The organism is Pseudomonas cannabina, assembly GCF_900100365.1.
GTDB classification, from domain to species: domain Bacteria; phylum Pseudomonadota; class Gammaproteobacteria; order Pseudomonadales; family Pseudomonadaceae; genus Aquipseudomonas; species Aquipseudomonas cannabina.
Genome location: NZ_FNKU01000001.1, coordinates 5,691,804 through 5,714,208, shown reverse-complemented (window position 1 = coordinate 5,714,208; position 22,405 = coordinate 5,691,804). Strand labels below are relative to the sequence as shown.

Below are 22,405 nucleotides of genomic sequence, written 5' to 3'. Positions count from 1 at the left end.
ACTTGTCCGCGAAAGCTTTATTTCAGACGGTATATTTTTAGCGGATGTATCGACCCTTTCGCAAACAAGTTCGCTCCCATAGGGGCGCGCAGTGTGATTTCAGGCGGTACATCTTTTTTAGCGGATGTACATTCTTCTTGTGGGAGCGAAGCATCGCCCGATCCGTTACCGCAAAAGCCTCTTTGCCGTACTTCCCTTCCCGATGCACGAGCCCGACATGGAATTCATTCGTACCCGCATCGAAACTCAGGTCATCAGCCTCACCGGCCTCGCCCTCGGACAGCTGGATCTGGAAAACCCCAAGGGCGATCCCGGTCTGTTTGGTCCACAGGCGGTGTGCTGGGAGGTGCATGGTGATTTCGCCAGTATGCTAGTCGGCGGCATCAGCGCCTTGATGCTGCAAGCGCTGCATCCGCTGGCATTGGCAGGTATCTGGGATCACTCCAGTCTTCGGCAGGACATGCTCGGTCGTCTGCGGCGTACCGGGCAGTTTCTGTCCGGCACCACCTATGGCTCCACACAGGACGCCAACTGGCTGATCGACAAGGTGCGCGCCATCCACCTGCAAGTCACCGGCACGGCGCCTGACGGTCGCCCTTACGCCGCCAGCGACCCGGACCTGCTGACATGGGTGCACGTCGCCGAAGTCAGCAGCTTTCTCGCGGCGCATTTGCGTTATCACAACCCGGCGATGTCGCCGGTAGATCAGGACCGGTATTACGCCGAAACCGCTCTGGTCGCCGAACGGCTGGGCGCTCGTCACGTGCCGCGCTGCCGACAGGCCATCGCTGATTATCTGGCGAATATTCGCGGATAACTGGTCTGCGATGATCGCAGTCGTGAGGTAGTGCGCTTGCTGCTGGGGGCTCCGGCACCCAACTGGCTTGCAAAACCCTTCGGCGTGCTGATGATGCGTGCCGGGATCGAGCTGCTGCCGGTCTGGGCCAGCGATATGCTTGATGTCACGCAAAGCCCGTTGCAACGTCGGTTGGTGCGCCTCGGCGTCAACACCACCGCACCGATACTGCGCTGGGCGGTGAGGGACGGATCGGCACAACGCGCAAAGCGCCGCATGGGCCTTTGAAGCCCGTTGCAGGCCAGCTGCAAAACGTGACTGACCGGTTCGCGGTTGGAACCTGCAGCGCTATCTGTGCCACCATGCGCCCTCAATAACAATGAGGATCAGCACCATGCAAGACGTCGTTATCGTTGCCGCGACCCGCACCGCCGTGGGCAGTTTCCAGGGTTCACTGGCGGCCGTTCCAGCGGTCGATCTGGGCGCTGCGGTCATCCGCGAGCTGCTGGCCAGAACCGGCGTGGACGGCGCGCATGTCGACGAAGTCATCATGGGCCAGGTGCTCACCGCAGGTGCCGGGCAGAACCCTGCACGACAGGCCGCCATCAAGGCCGGCCTGCCCTTTTCGGTCCCGGCCATGACCCTCAACAAGGTCTGCGGCTCAGGCCTCAAGGCGCTGCATCTGGCCGCTCAGGCGATTCGCTGCGGTGACGCCGAGATCATCATCGCTGGCGGACAGGAAAACATGAGCCTGTCCAATTACGTCATGCCCGGCGCACGAACCGGCCTGCGCATGGGCCACGCGACAATGGTCGACACGATGATCAGTGACGGCCTGTGGGATGCCTTCAACGATTACCACATGGGCATCACCGCAGAAAATCTGGCACAAAAATACGACATCAGCCGCGAAGCACAGGATGCGTTCGCCGCGCTGTCGCAGCAAAAGGCGATTGCCGCCATCGAAGCCGGGCGCTTTGCCGACGAGATCACGCCGATCCTGATCCCGCAGCGCAAGGGCGACCCGCTGTCTTTCGCGGTCGACGAGCAGCCCCGCGCTGGCACTACCGCCGAGACGCTGGGCAAACTCAAACCTGCCTTCAAAAAGGACGGCACCGTCACCGCCGGTAACGCCTCGTCACTCAATGACGGCGCTGCCGCCGTGATGTTGATGAGCGCGGCCAGGGCCGAGCAGTTGGGCCTGCCGGTGCTGGCACGTGTCGCCGCGTATGCCAACGCAGGCGTGGACCCGGCCATCATGGGTATCGGCCCGGTCAGCGCCACCCGCCGCTGCCTGGACAAGGCCGGCTGGTCGCTGGACGAGCTGGACCTGATCGAAGCCAACGAAGCGTTCGCCGCGCAGGCATTGTCGGTGGGCAAGGAATTAGGGCTGGACCCGCAGAAACTCAACGTTAATGGCGGAGCCATCGCTATCGGTCACCCGATTGGCGCGTCAGGCTGCCGCGTGCTGGTCACCCTGTTGCACGAAATGATCAGGCGGGATGCGAAAAAAGGCCTGGCCACGCTGTGCATCGGCGGTGGCCAGGGGGTTTCCTTCGCGCTGGCACGCTGAGAGCTTGCGTCAGCGATCGAGAGCGGATCAGGCGCCGGCGGGCGCCACTTCCATCTCGGCAGGCTCCGGGCGCTTGATCAGCGCGTAGACCACGCCGGTCAGCAGACTACCGGCGACAATCGCCAGCAGATAAAGCAACGCATGGTTGATGGCGTTCGGGATCAGCATCACGAACAGGCCGCCGTGGGGCGCCATCAGTTTGCAACCGAAGTACATCGACAAGGCACCGGTCAGCGCGCCACCGACGATACTGGCCGGAATAACCCGCAATGGGTCCTTGGCAGCGAATGGAATCGCGCCTTCCGAAATGAAGCACAGCCCCAGCACGAAGGCTGCCTTGCCGGCCTCACGTTCGCTCTGGGCGAATTTGCGACGGGCCAGAATGGTGGCGATGCCCATACCGATTGGCGGCACCATACCGGCAGCCATGGCAGTCGCCATCGGCGCGTAGCTCTGCGAGGCCAGCAGGCCGACCGAGAACGCATAAGACGCCTTGTTGATCGGCCCACCGAGGTCGACGCACATCATCGCGCCCAGCACCACGCCCAGCAGGATGGCGTTGGTGGTGCCCATGCTGTCAAGGAAGTGGGTCAGCGCTTCGAGCATTCCGGCCACTGGCTTGCCGACCACGTAGATCATCACCATACCGGTGAACAGGCTCGACAGCAAAGGAATGATCAGAATCGGCTTGAGCGCTTCGACGCTGGCCGGCAGACGCGCATAGCGATTGATCGCCGCCGCACTGTAACCGGCCAGAAAACCCGCGACGATACCGCCGATGAAACCGGCCCCCAGCGTGCTCGCCAGCAAACCACCGATCATCCCCGGCGCCAGCCCCGGACGGTCAGCGATGGAATAGGCGATGTAACCGGCCAGCAACGGCACCATCAGTTTGAATGCCGCTTCACCGCCAATCTGCATCAACGCCGCAGCCAGTGTGCCCGGCTCCTTGAATGCAGTAATGCCGAACACGAATGACAGCGCGATCAGCAAACCACCGGCAACCACCATCGGCAGCATGAACGACACGCCGGTCAACAAATGCTTGTAGACCCCGGTTTTCTCCTGGCGGGCGGGCGACTTGGCAGCCGTCGAGTCAGATTCGACCTGGCCCTCCGCCAGCGCCTTTTTCAAGGTGGCTTCGGACTGCTTCAGCGCAATCCCGGTGCCACAGCGGTAGATTTTCTTGCCGGCAAAGCGGTCGGTGTTGACCTCGATATCGGCTGCCAGCAGCACCACGTCAGCCTCGGCAATCGCCTGAGGACTGAGCGGGTTGCGCGCGCCGACCGAGCCCTGGGTCTCAACCTGCAAATCGTAATTCAGGCGCTTGGCGGCCTGCTGAATCGCCTCGGCGGCCATGAACGTGTGCGCCACGCCGGTCGGACAAGCCGTGATCGCCACGATACGCGGCTGCGCGCCAGCACTGCTGGCGGCTTGCGGCGCGACAGCCTGCGCGGCGACATGCACCTGTGCTTCTTTCGCAGCGCGCTGCAGAAAACTGTCGACGTCCTGCAACGCATGCGCAGGCGAGTCCTGAAACAGGCGCTTGCCGACGAAGCGGTCGAGGTCCACCGGACCGGTATTGACCACCAGCACCAGATCGGCGGCCTGGATATCTTCAGGCGAGAGCTGCTGATCGGCCTTGTTGGGGTCGATGATTTCGACGCTGGTTTCCCAGCCCTGGCGCAGTGCGGCCGCTTCGAGCAATCGTGCGCTGAGTACGCTGCTGACCTTGCCGCTCGGGCAGGCCGTGACTATGGCTAACTTCATGACGATCCTCTCTTATTGTTCTGTCAGGCTGCGTACCGTGACGCCGCCTTCAAGCCGTTTGAGTTGGGCGGCATCGGTGATGCCGAAACCGATCTGGGTCACGGCCATGGCCGCGATGGCCGTGGCGGTGCGCAGGGTTTTCTGTGGATCGTGACCGCCGATCAGGCCGTGAACCATGCCCGCCAGCAGCGAATCGCCGGCACCGACAGTGCTGGCAACCGTGACCTTGGGCGGCAGCGAATGCAGCGCCTGGTTCGGACTGAACCAGTGCACGCCTTCTGAGCCCTGGGAGATCACCACATGCTCGATGCCCTGAGCGTGCAGACGCGTCGCCGCTTCGGCTTGTGCCGCGATGGAAATGATCGGCGCGTCGAGCGCGTCGGCCAGCTCTTCGGTGTTGGGTTTGATCAGCCACGGCCCGGCCGCCAGGCCGGCGCGCAAGGCCAGACCGCTGCTGTCCAGCGCCACTTTCAGGCCGAGGTCCTTGAGCATCAGCAACAGCTTCTGCAACCACTCCGGAGTAACGCCACGCGGCAGACTGCCCGCCACCACCACCACATCGAAGCCTGCGGCGATCTGCTGAACGCGCGCAAACAGGGCTTGCTGTGCCTCTTCACTGACCTGCGGGCCGGGGCCGTTGAGGTCGGTGATGCGGCCACTGCCTTCGGCCAGCTTGATGTTGCTGCGGGTTTCGCCCGGCACACGCACGAACTCGTCGACGAAGTTGCGCCGTTCGAACAACGCTTCGAACGCTTGCTGATTGTCGACGCCGAGGAAACCGGCAACCGTCAGGTCGTGGCCGAGGTCAGCCAGCACCTGCGCCACGTTGAGCCCTTTGCCTGCGGCGTGGGTCAGCATCGCACTGCTGCGGTTGACCTGCCCCAGTTCCATTTGCCCCAGCTGCACCGTCAGGTCCAGCGCCGGGTTCATGGTCAGAGTAAGAATCTTCGCCATTACAAGGCCTCCACAAGGGCACGGACTTCGGCAGCGCTGCCCGCCGTCAGCGCGTTTTGCGCCAGTTGCTGAGCAGTGCTCAGGGTCAGTTCACGCACGCAGGCCTTGACCTCGCCAATGCTGCGCGCCGACACACTCAATTCATCCACGCCCAGCCCGACCAGAATCGGCACGGCCAGCGGGTCAGCCGCCAGTTCGCCGCAAACTCCCACCCATTTGCCGTTGGCATGCGCGGCGCGTACGGTCATGTCGATCAGTTGCAGCACCGAAGGGTGCAGCCCGTCCGCCTGCGCCGACAGGGTCGGGTGGCCGCGGTCGATGGCCATCGTGTATTGGGTCAGGTCGTTGGTGCCGATGCTGAAAAAGTCCACTTCTTTGGCAAGGACCGGCGCAATAAGCGCGGCCGACGGCACTTCGATCATGATCCCCAGTTGCAGGTCGCTGACCGGGATTTCCTTGCGCAGTCGCTCGGTCATGTCGCGTGCCTGACGCCATTCTTCAAGGGTGCCGATCATCGGGAACATGATGCGCAACGGGCCGCTGTCAGCCGAACGCAACAGCGCGCGCAGCTGGCTTTCCATGACGTCCGGGCGTTGCAGGGTCAGACGGATGCCGCGAACCCCGAGAAACGGGTTTTCTTCCTTGTCGATCGGCCAGTACGGCAACGGCTTGTCACCGCCGACATCGAGCGTGCGCACCACCAGCGGACGCCCGCCGAGGTCAGTCAGCACGCGGCGATATTCGGCTTCCTGCGTCGCTTCATCAGGTGCCTGGGAATGCGCCATGAACAGCAATTCGGTGCGCAGCAGGCCAACGCCTTCAGCGCCTTGCTCAACGGCAGCCGGGGTGCCGGTGCTGTCGCCAATGTTGGCGAAGACTTCGACCGCGTGGCCGTCACGGGTCACGGCAGGCTCCATGCGCGCGGCGGCAGCGGCTTTCAGGCGCTCCTCGCGAGCATCACGATCCTGAACCACGCGCTGCAAGGTCGCTTCGTCAGGCGCAACGGTCAGGCGGCCGCGCTGGCTGTCGAGCAGCAGCACCGTGCCCGGCTTGAGCAGCAACACTTCGTCACCGGCACCGACCAGCGCGGGAATGCCCAGCGCTCGGGCGACAATGGCGCTGTGCGCAGTCGCGCCGCCGCGAGCGGTCAGAATGCCGGCCACCTGGGCCGGATCAAGACGCGCAACGTCGGACGGACCGACTTCGTCCATCACCAGAATGTAGGGTTCGTCCGGCGCAGCAACAGTTTCAACGCCGCAGATCTGCGCCAGCACACGGCGACCCACATCACGCAGGTCGGCCGCGCGCTCGGCCAGCAACGCATCTTTCAGCTGTTCCTGCTGAACGGCAGCCGCTTCGATGACAGCTGCCCACGCCGCCGCCGCGCTTTCGTTGTCGTTCAGGCGCTGCTCGACCTCGCGGGTCAGTTCCGGGTCTTCAAGCATCTCCTGATGGGTGATGAAGATTTCGCGGATGGCCTTGGACTTGCTGCGCTGAATCAGGTTTTCGATGTCGCGGCGCACTTCGCCAATGGCGCTGTGCAGACGCTCACGTTCGGCCGCAACCGATTCGCCCTTTTGCGGGTAATCGAAGGTCTGCAACACCTGTACGTGCGCCGGGCCGACGGCGATGCCGGGCGATGCCGACACAGCCTGCAACACACTGCCCGGCGCCGGTGCATTCAGCGGTTTGGCGACAGCGGCAGGCGTTGGCGCGGCCTGAGGTTCGGAAACCGCAGGCAAGGGTTCGACTTCTTCGCCCAGCCCCTGCTCTACCGCAGCAATCAGCGCAGGCAGCGCGTCGGCAGCAATCGTCGGTTCTGCGATGAATTCCAGCGTCTGACCACGACGAGCGCCGAGGCTGAGCAGCTTGCTCAGGCTCTTGGCCGACACCGCAGCTTCGCCGGTCTCCAGCACACGCATGCGGATCTCGCCGTCGAACTCTTTGGCCAGTTGCGCCAGAATCTTGGCCGGGCGGGCATGCAGGCCGTGGGCGTTGGCCAGTTGAATCTGGCGGGTCGGCCACTCGGCAGGCAATTCGCCGCCCAGCGCTTCCAGCACCGCACGGCTGTTGGTGGCGTGGCCCAATTCATGGCCGCGACCTTCGATCAACAGCAGGCACAGACGCTCGAGCAGCGCCTGGTGCGCTTCACCCAGGCTGGCCAGGCAGAACAGGCCGGTCAATGGCTGGCCCAGATAACGAATCGGTTTGTCCGGCGTGACGAACGCCAGACCAGGACGCTTCACGGTCTGTTCGCTGTGCAGCCACCACAGACCATCGCCCAGCGACAGCGCTTCAACCTGCTGCAGCACGGCGGCAAAACCATTGCTTACACAATCGGCCTTGCGCAATAGACGTGCGCCGCGCCACACCAGTTCTTCAAAATCGTCGGCCGAGACGCCGAGGCTGATCATCTGCGCGTCGAGCGCCAGTTCCTGCGGCGCGCCCTGCAGCAGTTGCAACAGGTCTTCGGCGGTCTTCGCCTCACGCAGCGCCGGGCCGAGATCTTCTTCACCCAGCGCGCGGGTCAGCAATTGCAGCAGGCGCAAATGCTCATCGGATTTAGCCGCGATGCCGATCGCCAGGTAAACGATCTGGCCATTGCCCCAATCCACGCCCTCAGGGAATTGCATCAGGCGCACGCCGGTGGTGAACACCAGGTCGCGGGTTTCGGGTGTACCGTGTGGGATGGCGATGCCCTGACCGAGAAAGGTCGAGCCTTGCTGCTCACGGTTCATCAGTCCAGTGAGGTAGCCTTCCGCTACCAGACCATCGGCGACCAGGTGGTCGGCAAGCAGCTTAAGTGCGGCAGTCTTATCCACAGCCGACTGGGCCATGGATATTTGCTCCAGAGTAAGTTCGAGCATTGCCTTGACTCCTGTGCGGCGCCAGGGCGCCACCTGATTCTTGTTTTAATGACGACCATGAATGATCGACAGCTTGGGAAAATGAAGCGATACCTATCGGACATCGCTTTCGTCTGGATTGCAGCAGACAACAGGCGTGCTGAAACGTTTAATCTATAATTGCCCGGCACGTTACTCGATTCTGCGGATTCATTGAAGCCCAGCCGCACAATCGTTGTAGGAGACTTCCCAAAAAACTTGAAGCACTTAGGAATTTCCTACGGTCTGGTGTAAAGATCACCGTTACATCAACAATAATTCGATTTTCCTGATCCACGCACCTAACTAAAGGAAACTCCGGGGTGAAACTGAGCGATATTGCACGTCTGGCGGGTGTTTCCGTGACCACGGCCAGCTATGTGATCAACGGCAAGGCCGAACAACAGCGCATCAGCCCGGCAACGGTCGAGCGCGTCAAAGCAGTCGTCGAGCAGCACAACTTCCGACCCAACCCTCAAGCAGCGGGCCTGCGCAGCCGGCACAGCAAAACCCTGGGCTTCATCCTTCCGGATCTGGAGAACCCCAGCTACGCCCGCATCGCCAAGCTGCTGGAGCAAGGCGCTCGCAGCCTGGGCTACCAATTGCTGATCGCCAGCTCCGACGATGACCCCGTCAGCGAACTGCAACTGTTGCAGCTTTTCCGCGCGCGCCGCTGTGATGCCCTGCTGGTTGCCAGTTGCCTGCCGCCCGGCGACGAGAGCTATCGCGACTTGCAGCTCAAAGGCATGCCCATCATCGCCATCGACCGGGAGATGGACCCCGCGTTTTTCTGTTCGGTGGTCAGCGATGACCATGACGCCAGCCTGCAGCTTACCCGCAGCTTGTTACAGACCGGCCCACGGCATATCGCGCTGCTGGGGGCTCGCCCGGAACTGAGTATCAGCCGGGCACGGGCTGCCGGTTTCGAGCACGCGCTGGAGGGTTTCACCGGCACCTCGCGCATCGAACATGGCGAAGCGTTCAGCCGCCAGTGCGGGCAACGCCTGATGAACGAGATGCTGCAACGCGACGGGCATTTTCCCGATGCCCTGATCACCACCTCCTACGTGCTGCTGCAAGGCGTGTTCGATGTGTTGCAAAGTCAGGCGCTGAGCTCAACCCAGCTGCATTTGGGCACGTTCGGTGATACGCAGCTGCTGGACTTTCTACCGCTGCCGGTCAATGCCATGGCCCAGCAACATCAGTTGATCGCCGACAAGGCACTGCAACTGGCACTGGCCGCTATCGAGAAGGATGATTACCAGCCGGGCGTGCATGCCATCGTGCGGGCGTTCAAGCAACGCATTCACGAGGCCTGACGTGACGCTGATCGACACCCACACCCATCTGGATTTTGCCGACTTCGATGCCGACCGTGCGCAGGTCCTGCATCACAGTCAGGCACTCGGCGTGCAGCGCATGGTGGTGCTGGGGGTCTATCAGCGCAACTGGCAGCGGTTGTGGGACCTGACCGTCGCCAACCCTTCTCTGCATGCAGCGTTCGGGTTGCACCCGGTCTACATCGACGAGCATCGCGCCGAACACTTGACCGAGCTGGGCGACTGGCTGACGCGCCTGAAAGGCCACCCGCAGTTATGTGCGGTGGGCGAGATCGGTCTCGATTACTACCTCGATCACCTCGACAAAACGCGTCAGCAGGCGGTTTTCGAGGCGCAGTTGCAACTGGCTGCCGACTTCGACCTGCCCGCCCTGCTGCACGTGCGGCGCAGCCACGCCGACGTGATCGCCACCCTCAAGCGTCACAGACTCAAGCGCAGCGGCATCATTCATGCGTTTGCGGGCAGTCGTGAAGAAGCGCGGGAATACATCAAACTGGGTTTCAGGCTTGGTCTGGGCGGTGCGGCGACCTGGCCACAAGCGCTGCGCATGCATCGGGTACTTGCCGAACTGCCGCTGGACAGCGTGGTGCTGGAAACCGACTCGCCGGACATGGCGCCCGCCATGCACCCCAATCAGCGCAACAGCCCGCAGCACTTGCCCGACATCTGTCAGGCGCTGGCGGGCTTGATGCGTATCAGCCCTGAACAGCTCGCCGAGGTCAGCACGCGCAACGCCTGCGAACTATTCGGCTGGCCGCACACCTCCAGCGGCTAGGACGCTTCAGATCAGCAGTGTCCACAGCGCGAAACCTGCGTACCAGACGATCGCGGCGCGCACCAGCAACTCCCAGAGCAAATCCAGACTGGCAACGCCGTTCGGACCAATCACCGGGGACGGCACTTCGCTGGCGGCGCATCCAGTGCGGGTGACCAACTGTGCAGCGCTGATGTTCCAGTTGAGCAATTCGTGCAGCATCACCCGACTGACCGCCACGAAATTGCCGACCAGCGCGAAGCTTGCGGCCAGCAATCGGACCGGCACCCAGTCGAACGCATGACGCATCTGCCCGGCCCGCTCGACCAGCGCCGGGGTCTTGCCGTGCTCAGCGGCAAGCGCCAGCAAGCGATAAGCCAATGCGGCCACTGGCCCGAGCACGAAATACCAGAAGATCACCGCGAAGAAACTCTGAAACGCCTGCCACAGCATGTAGCTCTGCACGCCTTGCAGCAGTTGCTCGCTGTCGTCGGCCTGCACGCCCATGTCGCGCTCGGCCACATGCACCGCCGCCTGCACATCGCCGCGCCGACAGGCATCGCGAAACGGCCCGAGCACGGCGATGAGGTCAATCCGGCCGAGGCTGTAGATCAACACCAGCAGATGAATCGGCAGGACCAGCCAGCCGTACGCTACCGAACCGACAATGGTTAGCACCAGTTGCAGCAGCAAAACCGGCACAAGCACCAGCAGCGCCAGCGTGAACCAGGGCCTTGCAGCGGTTCGCGGGCCGCTTTCAAGCTTTGCTAGCTCGTTCAGCCACGGACCATCACGCTGTACCCGCTGACGCAGTGCAGAAAACTTTTCTATGCAGACGGCCAGCAGTAGCACCAGAAAACTCATCGTTTATCCCCCAACATCAATCCAGCAAAGTCGCTCGAAACCTGGCCCAGTCAAAGCAGGGGCCCGGATCGGTCTTGCGCCCGGGCGCGATGTCACTGTGACCACAGATCCGCTCGGGCGTGATATCCGCAAAAGCCTGCCGCAACTGGCCTGTCAGCTCAATCAACGCGTGATATTGCGCGTCAGTGAAAGGCTGCTCGTCCGTGCCTTCCAGCTCGATGCCGATGGAAAAGTCGTTGCAGCCCTCACGTCCGTGAAAACTGGACACCCCGGCATGCCACGCACGATCAAGACAGGAGACGAACTGAATGACGTCGCCATCACGTTCAATCAGAAAATGCGCCGAAACACGCAGCTCGGCAATGCCCGCAAAGTACGGATGCTCGGTGCAGTCCAGCTGATTCTGGAAGAAAGCCTGCACCTTGCCGGTCTTGAATTGCGCCGGTGGCAGGCTGATGTTGTGGATCACCAGCAGCGAGATCTCACCATTGGGTCGCGCATTGAAGTTGGGCGAAGGGCAATGCTGCACGCCAGCGCACCAACCGCTTGCGGGGTCCAGTTGCATGAGTGCTCCTTGAGCGGAGGAAATGGATGACAGCGATTATGCCCGCGATAAACGCAGATGTGGGGGTTTAGACAAGGACCCTTGACGTAGGAAATGACCGATCACACGCGGACTATTTCCTACGCCATAGGCCTTCGGTCTTGCGAGGACTCAGGCGCCCTTGAGCTTGCGCAGGTTGCCGATCACCGATTCCAGCGCCCGATCGAACAGCAAGGCATCGTCGAGAACGCGCACCGCGCCGCGACGAAACTCGACGGCAAGGCCAACGCGGGTTTTTTCCAGGACCTTCATGCCAGTGCGATTGACGAACACATAGCGGCCGGTCGGCTCGACAATGGCGGTCAGCTTGCAACGCAACTTATGCTCTTCGTCTTCCTGAATCTCGACCCAGCAACCCACCCGCAGGTTGTCGACCATCTGCAAACCGGCGTCATCGTCAGGCAACTGCACGACCGGTTCGTTGAACAACCGCTCTTCGGGTGCGATCAGGACGATTTCCTCGACCACGGCCATCATCGGCGGACCGTCCGCAAGGTCAGCGCCGGACAGCGACGCGTCACCTGATCCAGCATCGCCACTGGCTTCCTGCAAACGTGTGAAATGCTGGAACGCCTGCACATGCAGCGACTCCAGCTGGCTGAAGAACTCGCTGGTGGCGAACGGATCGAACGCCGCACTGGTCAGGCCGTCGCGCAACGACTTGAGCAGCCCCGGCACCAGCTCCAGCAAGCGCTGCAAAGCCTGCGGATCGTCATGCAGCTCGACGCTCCAGATCAACTCGTCCATGGTGGTCAGGCCTGCTTGCCATTCGCCGGACGCGTCACCGTGCTTGAGGCAGGTCAGCAGCAGTACTTTGCTCCAGGCCTCCTGCAACAGACGCACCACCACTTCCGGCAAGGTGCGCCCCAGCAGACGCTGGTTCAGTTCCTGCTGAACCAGCTGACGAGCCAGTTCGGCTCGCGCCCGGCCTTCTTCGGCATCACGGGTGCGCTGCTCCAGCAACTCGCTGCGACGGCGTTCATCACTGGTGAAGGCCAGAAAATCGGCGAGCAATTCAGAAAAGATCGACGGGTCGTCGTCAAAGTCATTGAGCAGCCGCTGCACGATCTGCTCGACGCGTTGATACAACGAGTCGCGCTGATAGTCGTCACGCCCGCCCCAGCCCAGCGCTGCGGTAGCAATTTCGTTGAGCAGGCGCCGGGCCGGGTGACTGCCACGGCTGAAAAAACTCTTGTCGAGCACCGCCACTTTGAGCATCGGAATCTGCAAGCGCCCTATCAGCGCGCGCAGCGATGGCGGGAGGTTGCGGTCATCGAGAATGAACCCGAAGAGCATGGCGATGAGGTTGATAACGTCCTCGTCGCCCACGCCCACGATCCGTGATTTACCGGTTTTCACGTTGACCCGCGTTAGCAGCTGTTCGAGCTGACTGCGCAAGTCGAAGTCGTCAGCGGTGTCCTGAGACGGCACGTACTGCTGCAAATGAGAAAGCAGACGCATCAAGTCCCGACTGGAGATCGGCCGTACTTCGGCGTTGGGCTCATGCCGTGGCACAAGATGGCCGCGCACATGCAGCAACAACTCCTGCAATGCCGAGAACACCTCCTGCACGCCTTTGTCGAGCTTGTCCGCCGCTTCATTCAGCACAGGGTCGGACAGTTCGGCAGAACGAGCCCTAGGCGCTGCTCGATCAGATGAGCGGCGGGTAGGCAGGACTTTCATGTCCGGCAAAATGCCGGTGGCGATCAGTAACTGGTTGGCCTCACCGTACAGATGATCGGTGTTGGTCAACACATACTTTTCGAACAGCTTGAGGATGATCAGCTTGACCTTGATCTCGACCCCCAGGTTGCGTCCAGCCTCAAGGAAGAACCGGCACAGCATCGCCGGACCCAGCGGGTTGTTTTCGTCGGTGATGGGTTGCGGCACCAGAACGTTGAGGCGTGCGGTGAGCTGGCCGAGCGCGAGGCTGTCACGGCTCATGACCTTGGAGACCATTGCGTCGACCGCCACGGTCTTTTCCAGATCATCGTTATGCACCAGCGCCAGCTTGTCGAACGACACGGCGGCAGGCAGCACGGGGTCCTGAATCTGATACTGGCCCAGCGACAGGAAAGACTCGTAGAACTTGTCGAGAAAGCCACGCTCTATGCTTTTGCGCTTGAGACGCAGGTCACGCATGGCTTCGAAAAAGATGTTTTGCTCGGTGTTGCTAAGGGCGCGGTCAGCCATCTCGAACAGCGTGTCGTCGGCGTTGTCGAACAGCACCTGCAAAGCGTCCTTGAGCTGCTGCGCCGCTTTGTCGCGAACCTGCAGCAACACCACCGGTAACCTGGCCAGCGGCGCGCTGGCCCCCTGCGAAGGGAGTACTTTGCTTAACGGCACTACTTTTTCGTCGTTCGGCATTACACCCCCCTGTCAGGAAAATACCCGGGCCGTATCACAAGCGTGGCATGCCACCCTCGCCTTGTGATCCGACCCCCTTGGTTTCGCATGACGTCAAACCTGTGACGTCAAATAATGGTCGAGTATCTTTCAAAAGTTGTCATTAGCGCCAGTGAGACTTTTTTTACACACTCATCTGGATGACGCCTGCATATTCATGTGCACTGATAGACCGCAACATTTGCATTCCATCGCACGCAAATTCGCCAAACCGACCAACTGCACGCTCGCAAAGGCGTTCCAGAGCATGGCCGCCGGTGGGTTAGCAGGATGCAGTGCCTTATACTCGGACGACTTTGTTAGTGGAGCCCGCTATGCCGAATTTACGACTTGCCGATCTGAGCGCCGAGATCGAAGCCAATGTGCGCCGCGCATTGCTCGAGGATGTTGGCGGTGGCGATATCACCGCCCAGCTGATTCCGGCAGAACGGCTGGCCAAGGCCACGATCATTTCCCGTGACGCGGCGGTGATTGCCGGGACCGCGTGGGTCGACGCGGTGTTTCGTCAGCTCGACCCTCGTGTGGCCGTGCACTGGCAAGTGGTCGACGGCGACCGGGTCAGCCCGAATCAGACACTGTTTCATCTGGAAGGCCCTGCACGTTCGCTGCTGACAGGCGAACGCAGCGCGCTCAACTTCCTGCAAATGCTCTCCGGCGTCGCAACCCGCGCGCAGTATTTCGCCGACCTGGTCGCGGGCACCGGGGTCAAACTGCTCGACACCCGCAAGACCCTGCCGGGCCTGCGTCTGGCGCAGAAATACGCAGTCACCTGTGGTGGCTGCCACAATCATCGCATCGGCCTGTATGACGCGTTCCTGATCAAGGAAAACCACATCGCAGCCTGCGGCGGCATCGCTCAGGCCGTGGACGCTGCACGCAAGATAGCGCCGGGCAAGCCGGTGGAGGTCGAAGTCGAGAGCCTGGGTGAACTCAGTCAGGCGCTGGACGCCGGGGCCGACATCATCATGCTCGACGAGCTGAGCCTGGATGACATGCGCGAAGCCGTTCGTCTCACCGCAGGCCGTGCCAGGCTCGAGGCCAGTGGCGGCATCACTGACGACACCCTGCGGGTGATTGCCGACACCGGCGTTGATTATATTTCCATCGGTGCGATGACCAAGGATGTGAAGGCCGTGGACCTGTCCATGCGCCTGAGCATCTGACGGCTTGACGCGCTGAAGACGACTTCGATTCGATCGGGAGCAGATGCCTTGGACCAATGGTTTGTCATGAACGCGGGCAAGCAACTCGGCCCGATGGATGCAGCGGCAGCGCGATTGATTGCGCGCGAGTCACCCGGTGCCTGGTGCTGGAAACAGGGCATGCCGGACTGGCAGCCGATCTATCAGGTTAAGGACGTGCGCGCCGTCAAAAAGGATGGCGTGACACCCTTCCCGGCTCCAGCGCCCGAGATGATCCAGCCAAGGCCTTCGGGCCTGCCTGCGCAGGCTTCTGCGCCACCCGTGCCCGTTCCTTCCGCGCCGGGCAAACGGCCGTGGTTCACGCCAGACCCGAACGCTTCGGGCGGCTTTGGCTTGGCGCAGACCACCGACGGCGTGGACTTCAAGCTGTACGGCTCGGAAACCCAGTTCGTCGAACTGGAACTTGACCCCGGCGAAAGTGCGGTCGCTGAAGCCGGCGCCATGATGTACAAAACCTGCGATGTGCAAATGGAGACGATCTTCGGCGACGGCAGCAATCAATCATCGCGGCTGCTGGGCTCGCTGTTCGGCGCAGGCAAACGCATGCTCACCGGCGAAAGCCTGTTCACCACGGTATTTTCGCAGCAAGGGGCCGGCAAGGGCCGGGTTGCCTTTGCCGCGCCCTACCCCGGCACCATCCTGCCGCTGAACCTGCGCGATTTCGGTGGCAAGCTGATCTGCCAGAAAGACAGCTTCCTGGCCGGTGCCAAGGGTGTGTCCATAGGCATTCAATTTCAGAAGAAAATTCTGACCGAGTTGTTCGGCGGCGAAGGCTTCATCCTGCAAAAGCTTGAAGGCGACGGCTGGGTTTTCGTGCACATGGGCGGCACGGTGCGCAAGATCGAACTGGCGGCAGGCGAAGGGCTGGATGTCGATACCGGCTGCCTGGCGGCGATGACCCAGACTGTGGACTACGACATCCGCATGGTCGGCGGCGGCATCAAGTCGATGCTGTTCGGCGGCGAAGGCGTGTTTTTCGCCCGACTGACCGGCCCCGGCACGGTGTGGCTGCAAAGTCTGCCATTCTCTCGGCTGGCCGGGCGCATGCTGGCGGCCGGCCCTGCGGGTGCAGGCCAAAGCGAACGCTGAGGCCAGTCATTTGACCGGGGCTCTCTGATACCCCATTGCCAAGGAAGAACCATGCAAATCGCTCAAGGCCAACGCATCCCGCTTTCCACACTGATTCAGGGCACTGACCTCACGCTGTCGATCTCCCTGAAATCGCCGCATGTGATCGATTATGTCTGCTTCGGCGTCGACGCCAACGGCAAGCTGTCGGACGACCGCTACATGATCTTCTTCAATCAGCCTGCCAGCCCCTGCAACGGTGTCAAACAGGTCAACGGCGGCGACTTTCAGCTCGCGCTGGGTCGCTTGCCGGCATCCATAGACCGGCTGGTGTTCACTGCGTCCATTGATGGTACGGGAGCGATGAGCGATATCCAGGCCAGCCATTTCAGCATTCAGGCGCAAGGCCGCGAAGTGGCCCGTGGCGAGTTCTCCGGGGCGACCTTTGCCGCCGAGAAAGCCATCATGGTGGCCGATGTCTATCGCAAGAACGGCGAATGGCGCATTGCCTCCAACCTGCAGGGCTATAACGCCGGGCTGGACGCGCTGGTGGTACATTTTGGTGGTGAAGTGGCCGACGCACCGCCGCCCCCGCCTGCACGAATTTCTCTGGAGAAGAAGATTGCCGCCGCTGCTCCGCAGTTGATCAGCCTGGCGAAGAAGGCTCAAGTCAGCCTGGAAAAAGCCAGACTGACCGACACCAAGGCCCGGGTCGGGCTGGTGCTGGACGCGTCAGGCTCGATGAACGCGCAATACACGCGTGGTCATGTGCAGGAAGTGGTGGACCGCCTGATTCCGCTAGCCGTGCATTTCGACGATGACGGCGCACTGGACTGCTGGGCCTTCGGTGCAAAGCCGCAGCAACTCAGCGCTGTCAGACTGGGCAACTTTCAGGACTTTATCAAGACCGACCATGGCGGCTGGAAAAACTGGGAGCTGGGTGCACGCATCAACGACGAGCCGAAGGCCATGCGCATGGTCATCGATTATTACAAGCAGTCAGGCGATAAGACACCGATCTACATCCTGTTCATCAGCGACGGCGGTGTGCATCAGGACCGCGAGATCACCAGGCTGATAACCGAAGCCGCCAAACTGCCGATCTTCTGGCAGTTCGTGGGCCTGGGAGGTCACGGTTACGGGATTCTCGAAAAGCTCGACGATATGGGCGGACGTGTGGTCGACAACTGCAACTTCTTCGCCCTGGACCGCCTGGATGAAATCCCGGAAGAGAAACTGTACGACCTACTGATGGAAGAGTTTCCCGACTGGCTGAAAGCGGCCAAGGGTGCCGGGATTCTGTAGAGCGTGAGCATGCGCAACGATGATCTCAACTACTGACTATCGTGCGACGCTCCGCGTCGCAGGGCTTTGTGGGAGCGGACTTGTCCGCGAAGGCAGTGTTTCAGAGTATGCATTTTTCGGCGATTATGCTGACCCTTTCGCGAACAAGTTCGCTCCCACGGCCTTCGGCCAGAATCAAAAGCGGACTTATTTATAACGATGAGCGCTGGAGCGTGCGAACGACAGCCTTTACCCAGCCAATGCTTTCAAAAGCCCAAAAAAAACCCCCGCCATCGCTGGCGGGGGTTTTTATCGGGCGCTGATCGGGTTTAGCCGATTGCAACACCGTGGGCTTCTGCCAGCGGCTTCAGACCGCCTGCAAAGCCCTGGCCGATGGCCTTGAACTTGAACTCGTCGCCGTTGCGGTACAGCTCGCCGAAGATCATCGCGGTTTCGGTCGATGCTTCTTCCGACAGGTCGTAACGCGCGACTTCCTTGCCGTCAGCCTTGTTCACAACGCGGATGTAAGCGTTCGAAACCTGACCGAAGTTCTGCTTGCGCTCGTCAGCCGAGTGGATGGTGACCGCAAACACCAGCTTCTTGACCGCAGCCGCCAGACCGGTGAGTTTGACGTTGACTTGCTCGTCGTCGCCTTCGCCCGCACCTGAGCGGTTGTCGCCCAAGTGTTCAACCGAACCATCGGTCGACTTCTTGTTGTTGTAGAAAATGAAGCTGTTGTCGTCCAGCACCTTGCCATTTTCGCCAACGATGAAGATCGACGCGTCGAGGTCGAACTCGGTGCCATCGGTCACCCGTGGATCCCAGCCCAGGCCTACGGTGATTTCTGTCAGGCCAGGAGCCTCTTTCGACAGGGAAACGTTACCGCCTTTACTCAGACTTACTGCCATGTTCGTAATCCTTTTCAGAAATAGGGTTAGGCGTGAATCAGAAATTCATGCCGAAAGAGTTGGCAACGGCTTTCAGGCCACCGGCATAACCTTGGCCAACCGCACGAAACTTCCACTCGCCAGCGTTGCGATACAGCTCGGCAAACACCATGGCAGTTTCGGTCGAAGCATCTTCTGCCAAGTCATAACGAACAACTTCAGCGCCCGACTTTTCATTCAGAACGCGGATGAACGAGCCACCCACCTGACCGAAGTTCTGCTTGCGAGTGTCGGCATCGTGAATGGTCACGACGAAAACGATCTTGTCGACATCGGCAGGCACATTGGTCAGATCGACCTTGAGCACTTCATCGTCGCCATCACCGGCACCGGTACGGTTGTCACCGGTGTGTTCGACGGAACCATCGGCACTCTTGAGCTGGTTGTAAAAAATGAAGTCAGCTTCACTGCGGACCTTGCCATTGGCGCCCAACAGGAATGCGCTGGCGTCCAGGTCAAAATCCTGACCATCAGTGGCGCGCGGATCCCAGCCCAGACCGATGAGGACATTGGTCAGGGTCGGGTCGGTTTTCGACAGCGAAAGGTTGCCACCTTTTTGCAGAGTCAAAGCCATGATTCGTATATCTCCTTATCCAGTGTTTAAGCTTTTTCTTCAGCCGGTTCTTCTTTACCCGGGAAGAGCAGGCTGGCGACGATACCGATGATCAGCACGACAACCACTACCAGCAAGCTGGCGTTGGCGCTGATTTCGTAACCGTGATGGAACAAGTGGTTGGTCGCGTTGAGGCCCAACTTGACGGCAATGAAGAACAGCAGCGCGATAACGGCCTTCTCCAGATGCACCAGGTAGCGTTTCAGGGCTTCAAGTACGAAATACAAAGTACGCAGCCCGAGAATCGCGAACAGCATGGCCGAGAACACGATCAGAGGCTCGCGGCTTACGGCGATGATTGCAGGCACGGAGTCGAACGCGAACAGCACGTCGGAGATTTCTGCCACAACCAGACACAGGAACAGCGGAGTTGCGAACAGCGCGCCTTTGGCAGCCAGCGTGATACCGGCGTTTTCAGGCTTCTTGATTTCTTCTTCCAGAACCGCGCGACGCACGAAGAAGTTGCTGCCGTGCAGTTTTGGCCACACCGGGAACAGTTTCTTGGCAAAGCGATAAGCCATGTGCTGCGAGTAGTCGACCTCTTCATCGTCGTCATCACCGGCACGCAGCATCATGACCGCGGTCCAGGCAACGATCACCGCAAACACCACTTCGACCCACGGGCCCAGTGCCAGCAGGCCGGTACCGATAGCGACGAAGATGCCGCGGAAAACGATGGCGCCGATGATGCCCCAGTACAGAACGCGGTGGCGCAGGCCATCCGGGATCTTGAACCAGGCGAACAACGCCATGAACACGAACAGGTTGTCGATGCTCAGCACTTTTTCCAGCGCATAACCGGTGACGAACAGCGTGGCAACTTCAGCGCCGTGCTGCACATACAGAAAACCGGCGAAAGCCAGCGAAATGGCGACCCAGAAAATCGACCACGCCGAGGCTTGCGCCAGGGTGATCGGCTTGTTGCCCCGGTGGGAGAACATGTCGATGGCCATGGCCGTAATGGCCAGACCGACGAAAACCGCCATCGTGAGTGGAGGGAAGCCTAGAGAGGTGCTTTCCATTTAACTGCGTTCCTTAGGGTAAAAATTACAGGTCAAAATCGGACGGGTTCAGGCCAAGCTCGCGACAGATCGTGCGGCAAACTTCCCGCTCTTTCTCGTCGAAGCTGCCATCAGCGCCACCGATTGCACAGCAGACGCGCACCAACAGACGGGAAGCATCTTCTTTCTTTTTGATCTTGCCGATGGTTTTCAACGCCTCGGCACGGCCAATTTCGTAATCGAACTCAAACTTGGAGCAGGCTTCCTGGAAGCCCTGAATGACGTCCTTCATGTCGAAAACTTTCAGTTCCTGAGAGTTCTGGATGAAGCCGGCCATTTTCTGCTTTTCACTGGCGCTGATATCGCCATCGGCGGCAGATACCAGCGCACAGCCGGAAACTACAGCGTCCATGAATTCGCGATTCTTGAACTTCGAAACTTCAGTGGCCAGCTTGTCGCGGGCCGCTGTTGCGTTTGTTTTCAACCAGTCCAGCATGTCTATCTCCCATGAGGCGGCACAGCCAGCCAGAAATACCACGGTGTTGTTTACTTGGAACCAGCAGCCCAGCGCATGCCCCAGCCGTAGGCTTTGTCCATGTTGCTGTGGCCATTATGGAAATCCACACGGCGCGTCACCTTGACCGCTCCGTTGTCGTTTTCCAGCAAGGCAATCGCACACATGCCCTGACGGCCGCCCTCTTCATTGAGACGTACTTCAATGGGTGGCTGGCCCGGCGCATGGATGGTGACTACCCCGTCGGTTTCTTTCCAGTTCGGCGCACCTTCGTAGATGAACGCGTACACCAGAATGCGACGAATCTTGCCCCAGTGCCCGCCGTTGATGTGCAGCCACTCACCATCACTGATCGACCCGGTGCGGTCATCGCCCATCAGCTTGATGAACGGTTCGCTGTTGAGCGATCCGAACGAATTGCCGAGTGCCTGAACCGCCCCTTTGGAGCCGTCCTGCAATTCGAAAAGGCAGCCTACATCAAGGTCGATGGCATTGCTCTTCTTCATCGAGAAGAAGCCGCCGCCCTTGTTGTCACTGCGGCGATTCCAGTTCAGATTGACCCTGATCTCGCCGAAACCGGCGCTGGTTTTTTCCAGACTGACCGAGGCGCGAGTCTTGTCGAGCGTGATCTTGCTCAGACTGACCGTCGACTTGACCGCTGGTGCTGGTGCTGGTGCTGGAACAGGTGCAGGCTGATCCTGCGGCGCGGCGACTTCAACGCCGAAGTTTTTAGCCAGCGGCTCCAAGCCGTCCGCAAAACCCTGCGCAACGCAGCGGAATTTCCAGGCGCCTTGGCGCAAGTAGAACTCGCCCAGAATCAGCGCGGTTTCCTTCATGCCGCTGGTGGGGATCTCTGCCTCGATGCCGCCCGTTATGCTTAATGCCAGACGCGACACAGCGTTGAAGCTGGCCTTGTTCTCGTAGATAGTCGCCGTCAGGGCCACTTTCTCGATGACCGAATCCAGACGGCTCGGATCAAGGGTGAACACTGCGCGGCCCGCCGACGCTTCTGTCTGCTGGACCGCACCATTATTGACGCTTTTCTGGCCGTAGAAGCACATGTCCTGATCGCCACGAACCTTGCCCGACCCCGTTAACAGGAATGCGGACACATCGATGTCTGCGCCTGTCAGTGGGGCGTAGCTGATCTCGACCGTCAGAGGCCCGGTAGCGACTGGCGCGTTGGCGCCTGGAACAAGTTGGGTCATCCGCGTACAGCTCCGATGGCCAGTTCGACCAGATCATCCGCAGTGCGGCCGTTGGTGGCCTGACCGACAGCAGTGAAATCCCAGCCCGATGCCGTGCGCGACAGGTAAGACATCACCACGCCAGTATGCTGACCTTTCTCGGAGAGGTCGAAACGGCCCAGCTCGTTGCGGCTGCCCAGATCGACGATGCGGCAGTAGGCATTGGCGACTTTTTCGAAATTCTGCCCGGTGAACGAATTGACGGTGAACACCAGGTATTTGACCGCAGCCGGCAATTTTTCCAGGTCGACGCTGACGGTTTCGTCATCACCCGCGCCTTCGCCGGTACGGTTGTCACCGGAGTGCAAAATGGCACCGTCGCGCGATTGCAACTGACGAAACCAGACCAGATCGAGGGGCTTTTTATCGGCGTCGAGCATAATGCAGGAGGCGTCGAGGTCGATATCGCCGCCGCCACCGCCGAGCAATTTGCCGAAGAAACCGCTGGCCTTTTCAGGGTCCCATCCAAGGCCCATGCTGACTTTCTTGAGGCCTGTACCAGCGGTTTTCTCGAGTGAGATCGTCTGGTTTTTTGCCAAAGTGAGTGCCATTTTTCGCTCCATGTGACTACGGAATTCGGATA

General features: G+C 60.7%; 18 protein-coding genes and 1 pseudogene. 7 read left to right on the top strand and 12 right to left on the bottom strand.

Annotated features, from left to right (window positions below; genetic code table 11):
* Window positions 1–217 precede the first annotated feature (217 nt).
* Together BLT55_RS26760 and BLT55_RS26755 are read left to right on the top strand one after the other, a co-directional pair.
* Window positions 218–1,084 (top strand): annotated as a pseudogene (locus tag BLT55_RS26760) (oxygenase MpaB family protein).
* Window positions 1,085–1,190: 106 nt separating this feature from the next.
* A complete protein-coding gene (locus BLT55_RS26755) occupies window positions 1,191–2,369 on the top strand; it encodes an acetyl-CoA C-acetyltransferase (protein ID WP_055000966.1) in 1,179 nt (392 codons plus the stop codon).
* 27 nt (window positions 2,370–2,396) lie between these two features.
* On the opposite strand, the gene BLT55_RS26750 is transcribed toward BLT55_RS26755, so the two are convergent.
* From BLT55_RS26750 to ptsP, 3 genes are read right to left on the bottom strand one after another with little or no spacing between them, the layout of a single operon-like run.
* The gene (locus tag BLT55_RS26750; RefSeq protein ID WP_055000965.1) at window positions 2,397–4,139 is read right to left on the bottom strand and encodes a PTS fructose-like transporter subunit IIB; all 1,743 of its coding nucleotides are present in this window, start codon (window positions 4,137–4,139) and stop codon (window positions 2,397–2,399) included.
* Window positions 4,140–4,151: 12 nt separating this feature from the next.
* Window positions 4,152–5,093 (bottom strand): 1-phosphofructokinase, encoded by a 942-nt coding sequence (gene pfkB / locus BLT55_RS26745; protein ID WP_055000964.1) that lies wholly within the window; start codon window positions 5,091–5,093, stop codon window positions 4,152–4,154.
* Window positions 5,093–7,960 carry a phosphoenolpyruvate--protein phosphotransferase gene (gene ptsP / locus BLT55_RS26740; RefSeq protein WP_055000963.1) on the bottom strand — a complete coding sequence of 956 codons (2,868 nt, stop codon included), beginning with the start codon at window positions 7,958–7,960 and terminating at the stop codon, window positions 5,093–5,095. The genes pfkB and ptsP overlap by 1 nt, the downstream gene beginning before the upstream one ends.
* Before the next feature lie 341 nt (window positions 7,961–8,301).
* Here ptsP and cra point away from each other — a divergent pair, with 341 nt between their 5' ends.
* A complete protein-coding gene (cra, locus tag BLT55_RS26735; RefSeq protein ID WP_055000962.1) occupies window positions 8,302–9,297 on the top strand; it encodes a catabolite repressor/activator in 996 nt (331 codons plus the stop codon).
* A complete protein-coding gene (locus BLT55_RS26730; RefSeq protein ID WP_055000961.1) occupies window positions 9,254–10,093 on the top strand; it encodes a TatD family hydrolase in 840 nt (279 codons plus the stop codon). The genes cra and BLT55_RS26730 overlap by 44 nt, the downstream gene beginning before the upstream one ends.
* Before the next feature lie 6 nt (window positions 10,094–10,099).
* On the opposite strand, the gene ampE is transcribed toward BLT55_RS26730, so the two are convergent.
* From ampE to BLT55_RS26715, 3 genes are all read right to left on the bottom strand, one after another.
* A complete protein-coding gene (ampE, locus tag BLT55_RS26725; RefSeq protein WP_007251684.1) occupies window positions 10,100–10,936 on the bottom strand; it encodes a regulatory signaling modulator protein AmpE in 837 nt (278 codons plus the stop codon).
* 16 nt (window positions 10,937–10,952) lie between these two features.
* Window positions 10,953–11,501, bottom strand: coding sequence for a 1,6-anhydro-N-acetylmuramyl-L-alanine amidase AmpD (ampD, locus tag BLT55_RS26720; RefSeq protein ID WP_055000960.1), 549 nt, complete (start codon window positions 11,499–11,501; stop codon window positions 10,953–10,955).
* A gap of 150 nt (window positions 11,502–11,651) precedes the next feature.
* Entirely contained in the window at window positions 11,652–13,907 is a 2,256-nt protein-coding gene (locus BLT55_RS26715; protein WP_055000959.1) for a DUF1631 domain-containing protein, read from the bottom strand.
* Between the two features lie 353 nt (window positions 13,908–14,260).
* Between BLT55_RS26715 and nadC the strand changes: the two genes are divergently transcribed.
* Genes nadC through BLT55_RS26700 form a run of 3 tightly spaced genes read left to right on the top strand, consistent with a single transcriptional unit; the run spans window position 14,261 to window position 17,521 of the window.
* Entirely contained in the window at window positions 14,261–15,109 is an 849-nt protein-coding gene (gene nadC / locus BLT55_RS26710) for a carboxylating nicotinate-nucleotide diphosphorylase (protein WP_055000958.1), read from the top strand.
* A gap of 48 nt (window positions 15,110–15,157) precedes the next feature.
* The gene (locus BLT55_RS26705; protein WP_055000957.1) at window positions 15,158–16,237 is read left to right on the top strand and encodes a TIGR00266 family protein; all 1,080 of its coding nucleotides are present in this window, start codon (window positions 15,158–15,160) and stop codon (window positions 16,235–16,237) included.
* A gap of 51 nt (window positions 16,238–16,288) precedes the next feature.
* A complete protein-coding gene (locus BLT55_RS26700) occupies window positions 16,289–17,521 on the top strand; it encodes a VWA domain-containing protein (RefSeq protein WP_055000956.1) in 1,233 nt (410 codons plus the stop codon).
* 308 nt (window positions 17,522–17,829) lie between these two features.
* On the opposite strand, the gene BLT55_RS26695 is transcribed toward BLT55_RS26700, so the two are convergent.
* The 6 genes from BLT55_RS26695 to BLT55_RS26670 are packed head-to-tail and all read right to left on the bottom strand — an operon-like array spanning window position 17,830 to window position 22,373.
* Complete coding sequence (locus BLT55_RS26695) at window positions 17,830–18,408, bottom strand: TerD family protein (protein WP_054079947.1); 579 nt, start codon at window positions 18,406–18,408, stop codon at window positions 17,830–17,832.
* A 37-nt stretch (window positions 18,409–18,445) separates the two neighbouring features.
* Window positions 18,446–19,021, bottom strand: coding sequence for a TerD family protein (locus BLT55_RS26690; protein WP_055000955.1), 576 nt, complete (start codon window positions 19,019–19,021; stop codon window positions 18,446–18,448).
* Window positions 19,022–19,047: 26 nt separating this feature from the next.
* Window positions 19,048–20,082: a TerC/Alx family metal homeostasis membrane protein gene (locus tag BLT55_RS26685; protein ID WP_007251677.1), complete on the bottom strand. Its 1,035-nt coding sequence runs from the start codon at window positions 20,080–20,082 to the stop codon at window positions 19,048–19,050.
* A 25-nt stretch (window positions 20,083–20,107) separates the two neighbouring features.
* Window positions 20,108–20,557 carry a tellurite resistance TerB family protein gene (locus tag BLT55_RS26680; protein ID WP_007251676.1) on the bottom strand — a complete coding sequence of 150 codons (450 nt, stop codon included), beginning with the start codon at window positions 20,555–20,557 and terminating at the stop codon, window positions 20,108–20,110.
* Between the two features lie 50 nt (window positions 20,558–20,607).
* Window positions 20,608–21,783 carry a TerD family protein gene (locus BLT55_RS26675; protein WP_055000954.1) on the bottom strand — a complete coding sequence of 392 codons (1,176 nt, stop codon included), beginning with the start codon at window positions 21,781–21,783 and terminating at the stop codon, window positions 20,608–20,610.
* The gene (locus BLT55_RS26670) at window positions 21,780–22,373 is read right to left on the bottom strand and encodes a TerD family protein (RefSeq protein ID WP_055000953.1); all 594 of its coding nucleotides are present in this window, start codon (window positions 22,371–22,373) and stop codon (window positions 21,780–21,782) included. The genes BLT55_RS26675 and BLT55_RS26670 overlap by 4 nt, the downstream gene beginning before the upstream one ends.
* Between the last annotated feature and the right edge of the window lie 32 nt (window positions 22,374–22,405).